Origin of the sequence: Christiangramia portivictoriae DSM 23547 (assembly GCF_000423045.1) — a bacterium.
GTDB lineage: Bacteria > Bacteroidota > Bacteroidia > Flavobacteriales > Flavobacteriaceae > Christiangramia > Christiangramia portivictoriae.
Genome location: NZ_AUHF01000011.1, coordinates 1 through 5,858, shown reverse-complemented (window position 1 = coordinate 5,858; position 5,858 = coordinate 1). Strand labels below are relative to the sequence as shown.

Annotated in this window: 1 protein-coding gene, 2 tRNA genes and 3 rRNA genes; 5 read left to right on the top strand and 1 reads right to left on the bottom strand. The window is 46.9% G+C overall.

What is annotated here, in order from left to right; translation table 11 throughout:
- Nucleotides 1–152: 152 nt before the first annotated feature.
- Entirely contained in the window at nt 153–359 is a 207-nt protein-coding gene (locus tag G529_RS0108305) for a hypothetical protein (protein ID WP_026915088.1), read from the bottom strand.
- 234 nt (nt 360–593) lie between these two features.
- On the opposite strand from G529_RS0108305, the gene G529_RS0108300 reads away from it, so the two are divergent.
- The 5 genes from G529_RS0108300 to rrf all read left to right on the top strand — a co-directional run bounded on the left by G529_RS0108300 (nt 594) and on the right by rrf (nt 5,803).
- A 16S ribosomal RNA gene (locus G529_RS0108300) occupies nt 594–2,123 on the top strand.
- Between the two features lie 97 nt (nt 2,124–2,220).
- A tRNA-Ile gene (locus tag G529_RS0108295) sits at nt 2,221–2,294 on the top strand.
- A 124-nt stretch (nt 2,295–2,418) separates the two neighbouring features.
- Nucleotides 2,419–2,492: transfer RNA gene (locus G529_RS0108290), tRNA-Ala, on the top strand.
- Between the two features lie 212 nt (nt 2,493–2,704).
- A 23S ribosomal RNA gene (locus G529_RS0108285) occupies nt 2,705–5,536 on the top strand.
- A gap of 157 nt (nt 5,537–5,693) precedes the next feature.
- A 5S ribosomal RNA gene (gene rrf, locus G529_RS0108280) occupies nt 5,694–5,803 on the top strand.
- Together the 16S, 23S and 5S rRNA genes with 2 tRNA genes alongside form the textbook arrangement of a ribosomal RNA operon.
- The last annotated feature ends 55 nt before the right edge of the window (nt 5,804–5,858 follow it).

Sequence of the window (5,858 nt, the reverse complement as noted above, 5' to 3'; positions counted from 1 at the left end):
ATCAAAAATTAAATTAAAATTTTTCAAATTTTAGTTTGGTGGAAAGAAAAAAGTTAGTGTATATTTGCAGCCGCTTTGAGAGCAAGGCGAAAGTTCACTGAAAGATATGTAAAGGGTAGGCTATTGTTGGTCTAAGGCAAAAAAAATAAAAATTAAATTTCTTTAAATTTTATTTGGCTGGAGAGCGAAAGTAGTTTTATATTTGCACCCGCTTTGAAAACGAAGCGACGTTCTAAGAACTGGCTGAGAGAGTAAAGGTAGGGAAGCTTTTGAAAAAAGAAACCAAAAATTTTATTAAAAAAGTTTTGGCTGGTAAAGAAAAAGCGTTGTATATTTGCACCCGCTTTGAGAGCAAGCAAACGTTCACAAATTACAGATTGAGAATACAGAAAACCACCGGATGGGGTGTAAGAATAAGGTTCGATTCCTTAGGTTTTAACAAGACAGATTGGGAGACCAATGAAGTTCATTGATATATTGAATTGACAAAGGGTTTTATCTTTTAGGAGATAGAATCAAGTGTATAAGAATTAAGACTAGAAAAGTCATACTGAGCAATTTCTTTAGTAGTTGTTGAATATATTTAAGATTTAACGATGAAGAGTTTGATCCTGGCTCAGGATGAACGCTAGCGGCAGGCCTAACACATGCAAGTCGAACGGTAACAGGAAATAGCTTGCTATTTTGCTGACGAGTGGCGCACGGGTGCGTAACGCGTATACAATCTGCCTTTAAGCGGGGGATAGCCCATGGAAACGTGGATTAATACCCCATAGTATGTAGACTTCACCTGGAGATTACATTAAACATTTATGGCTTAAAGATGAGTATGCGTCCTATTAGTTAGTTGGTAAGGTAACGGCTTACCAAGACCGCGATAGGTAGGGGTCCTGAGAGGGAGATCCCCCACACTGGTACTGAGACACGGACCAGACTCCTACGGGAGGCAGCAGTGAGGAATATTGGACAATGGAGGCAACTCTGATCCAGCCATGCCGCGTGCAGGAAGACGGCCCTATGGGTTGTAAACTGCTTTTATACGGGAAGAACCACATCTACGTGTAGATGCTTGACGGTACCGTATGAATAAGGACCGGCTAACTCCGTGCCAGCAGCCGCGGTAATACGGAGGGTCCAAGCGTTATCCGGAATCATTGGGTTTAAAGGGTCCGTAGGCGGGATAATAAGTCAGTGGTGAAAGTCTGCAGCTCAACTGTAGAATTGCCATTGATACTGTTGTTCTTGAATTATTATGAAGTGGTTGGAATGAGTAGTGTAGCGGTGAAATGCATAGATATTACTCAGAACACCTATTGCGAAGGCAGATCACTAATAATATATTGACGCTGAGGGACGAAAGCGTAGGTAGCGAACAGGATTAGATACCCTGGTAGTCTACGCCGTAAACGATGGTTACTAGCTGTTCGGTCTAATTGAGGACTGAGTGGTTAAGCGAAAGTGATAAGTAACCCACCTGGGGAGTACGTTCGCAAGAATGAAACTCAAAGGAATTGACGGGGGCCCGCACAAGCGGTGGAGCATGTGGTTTAATTCGATGATACGCGAGGAACCTTACCAGGGCTTAAATGCAGTTGGACAGGTCTGGAAACAGACCCTTCTTCGGACTAATTGCAAGGTGCTGCATGGTTGTCGTCAGCTCGTGCCGTGAGGTGTCAGGTTAAGTCCTATAACGAGCGCAACCCCTGTGGTTAGTTGCCAGCGAGTCATGTCGGGAACTCTAGCCAGACTGCCGGTGCAAACCGTGAGGAAGGTGGGGATGACGTCAAATCATCACGGCCCTTACGTCCTGGGCCACACACGTGCTACAATGGTAGGGACAGAGGGCAGCTACCCCGCGAGGGGATGCGAATCTTCAAACCCTATCACAGTTCGGATCGGAGTCTGCAACTCGACTCCGTGAAGCTGGAATCGCTAGTAATCGCATATCAGCCATGATGCGGTGAATACGTTCCCGGGCCTTGTACACACCGCCCGTCAAGCCATGGAAGCCGGGGGTACCTGAAGTCCGTCACCGAGAGGAGCGGCCTAGGGTAAAACTGGTAACTGGGGCTAAGTCGTAACAAGGTAGCCGTACCGGAAGGTGCGGCTGGAACACCTCCTTTCTAGAGCTTTGTGTTTAATACACAAGCGACAATTAGTAAAGGGAAGTTCAGAGACCAATTTGGTCTTGATTCTTATGTCAATTCGATTATTATGGACAGTCTCATAGCTCAGCTGGTTAGAGCGCTACACTGATAATGTAGAGGTCGGCAGTTCGAGTCTGCCTGAGACTACTTGAAAGAGTAAGCCATCAGGTTTATGATACGTTCATTTGAAACATTGAAAGGAAATTTTAGAGGTTGAGTAGCCGTTATAAGTACTGTTAACTGATAACTGGTTAGCAATTAACTAAATGATGGGGGATTAGCTCAGCTGGCTAGAGCGCCTGCCTTGCACGCAGGAGGTCATCGGTTCGACTCCGATATTCTCCACAAGGCGATGCCTTGAGATGCAGATCTTAAGAGATTCGCCGCGAAGAAGTGCTGATAAGATAATTATTGGTTTTGATTCGCTACGTTCATTGACATATTGAAGAAACAAAGAATACGAGAACACTATTAGATAGAAATATTTAATAAAGTAATACATTATAATACTTCTGTTCTAGCGTAAGTTAGAATAGATTAGAGCATTAAGCAAAGCGCATACAAGCTAGATAAGGGCGTATGGGGAATGCCTAGGCTCTCAGAGGCGATGAAGGACGTGATAAGCTGCGAAAAGCTGCGGGGATTGGCACATACAAGTTGATCCGCAGATATCCGAATGGGGCAACCCGGCATATTGAAGATATGTCATCCGTAAGGAAGCGAACCCGGAGAACTGAAACATCTAAGTACCCGGAGGAAGAGAAAACAATAGTGATTGCGCTAGTAGCGGCGAGCGAACGCGCAGAAGCCCAAACCAATGAGTTTACGGACTTATTGGGGTTGTAGGACCACGATATTGTTTGTACAATGAACTAGAACAAGTTGGAAAGCTTGGCCATAGACGGTGACAGCCCGGTATAGGAAAGTTGTTATAAAGCATAGTGGTATCCTGAGTAGTGCGGGGCACGTGAAACCCTGTATGAATCCGGCGGGACCATCCGCCAAGGCTAAATACTCCTGAGAGACCGATAGTGAACCAGTACCGTGAGGGAAAGGTGAAAAGAACCCTGAATAAGGGAGTGAAATAGATCCTGAAACCATACGCTTACAAGCGGTCGGAGCCCTTTAGTGGGGTGACGGCGTGCCTTTTGCATAATGAGCCTACGAGTTACCGTTGCCAGCAAGGTTAAGCAGTTCAGCTGTGGAGCCGTAGCGAAAGCGAGTCTGAATAGGGCGCCATAGTTGGTAGTGGTAGACGCGAAACCGTGTGATCTACCCTTGGGCAGGTTGAAGCTGTGGTAACACATAGTGGAGGACCGAACCCGTTGACGTTGAAAAGTCTTGGGATGACCTGAGGGTAGGGGTGAAAGGCCAATCAAACTCGGAAATAGCTCGTACTCCCCGAAATGCATTTAGGTGCAGCGATATAGATAGTTTTATAGAGGTAGAGCTACTGATTGGATGCGGGGGCTTCACCGCCTACCAATTCCTGACAAACTCCGAATGCTATAAAATGTTTCATATCAGTGAGGGCATGGGTGCTAAGGTCCATGTCCGAGAGGGAAAGAACCCAGACCATCAGCTAAGGTCCCAAAATATATGTTAAGTTGAAGAAACGCGGTTGAACTGCCCAGACAGCTAGGATGTTGGCTTGGAAGCAGCCATTCATTTAAAGAGTGCGTAACAGCTCACTAGTCGAGCGGTTCGGCATGGATAATAATCGGGCATAAACATATTACCGAAGCTATGGACTATAGTTTACTATAGTGGTAGGGGAGCATTGTAACAGAGGTGAAGGTGTACTGCGAGGTATGCTGGATTGGTTACAAAAGAAAATGTAGGCATAAGTAACGATAATGCGGGCGAGAAACCCGCACACCGAAAGACTAAGGTTTCCTCAGCTATGCTAATCAGCTGAGGGTTAGTCGGGACCTAAGGCGAACCCGAAAGGGGTAGTCGATGGACAAGCAGTTAATATTCTGCTACTTGCCCCACGTTAAAGCGGACGGAGGCGTAAATTTGGTGCGTACTGACGGAATAGTACGTTGAAGGGAGTGGTAACACCCCGATAGTACACAAAAGCTACGGCCGGCGTGATAATCCAGAGGAGCGACTTCCAAGAAAAGCGAGTGGAGGCAACCCGTACCCTAAACCGACACAGGTAGTTGGGATGAGAATTCTAAGGTGCTCGAGAGATTCATGGCTAAGGAACTAGGCAAAATTGGCCCGTAACTTCGGGAGAAGGGTCGCCCCCTTATGGGGGGCCGCAGTGAAAAGATCCAGGCGACTGTTTATCAAAAACACAGGGCTCTGCTAAATCGAAAGATGACGTATAGGGCCTGACACCTGCCCGGTGCTGGAAGGTTAAGGGGAGATGTTAGCATTAGCGAAGCATTGAACTGAAGCCCCAGTAAACGGCGGCCGTAACTATAACGGTCCTAAGGTAGCGAAATTCCTTGTCGGGTAAGTTCCGACCTGCACGAATGGTGCAACGATCTGGATACTGTCTCAGCCATGAGCTCGGTGAAATTGTAGTATCGGTGAAGATGCCGATTACCCGCTGTGGGACGAAAAGACCCCGTGCACCTTTACTATAGCTTAGTATTGACTTTGAACAAGTGATGTGTAGGATAGGTAGGAGACTTTGAAGCTGCATCGCCAGGTGTGGTGGAGTCGTTGTTGAAATACTACCCTTTACTTGTTTAGAGCCTAACTTCCAATGGAAGGACAGTGCTTGGTGGGTAGTTTGACTGGGGTGGTCGCCTCCAAAAGAGTAACGGAGGCTTCTAAAGGTTCCCTCAGCACGCTTGGTAACCGTGCGTAGAGTGCAATGGCAAAAGGGAGCTTGACTGAGAGACATACAGGTCGATCAGGTACGAAAGTAGAGCATAGTGATCCGGTGACACCGCATGGAAGGGTCATCGCTCAAAGGATAAAAGGTACGCCGGGGATAACAGGCTGATCTCCCCCAAGAGCTCACATCGACGGGGGGGTTTGGCACCTCGATGTCGGCTCGTCACATCCTGGGGCTGGAGAAGGTCCCAAGGGTTGGGCTGTTCGCCCATTAAAGTGGCACGCGAGCTGGGTTCAGAACGTCGTGAGACAGTTCGGTCTCTATCTACAGTGGGCGTTAGAAATTTGAGTGGACCTGATCCTAGTACGAGAGGACCGGATTGGACGAACCTCTGGTGTATCTGTTGTTCCGCCAGGAGCACTGCAGAGTAGCTACGTTCGGAAGGGATAAGCGCTGAAAGCATATAAGCGCGAAACCCACCACAAGATGAGATTTCTTTAAAGGACCGTGGGAGACTACCACGTTGATAGGCTACAGGTGTAAAGGCAGTAATGTCATAGCCGAGTAGTACTAATAATCCGTAAAGCTTGATGCGCGATGGCTCTGAGGCCGCAAAACCTCAGAGCCGCCAAATGCTTATTTTATAAGAGTAGTACAGGTACTTGTAACTTTTTTGTTTCTTTAATCATGTCAACGATATTAGTTCTAAGCAATTAGAACAGTTTTAAGCTCGAGGCTTATAACTTACCTTTTAAGGTGGCTATAGCAACGGGGCTCACCTCTTCCCATCCCGAACAGAGTAGTTAAGCCCGTTAGCGCAGATGGTACTGCTGTATTGTGGGAGAGTATGTCGCCGCCTTCTTCTTAGAAACCCTTCATCAAACCGATGAAGGGTTTTTTTATGCAATAATGTGAAG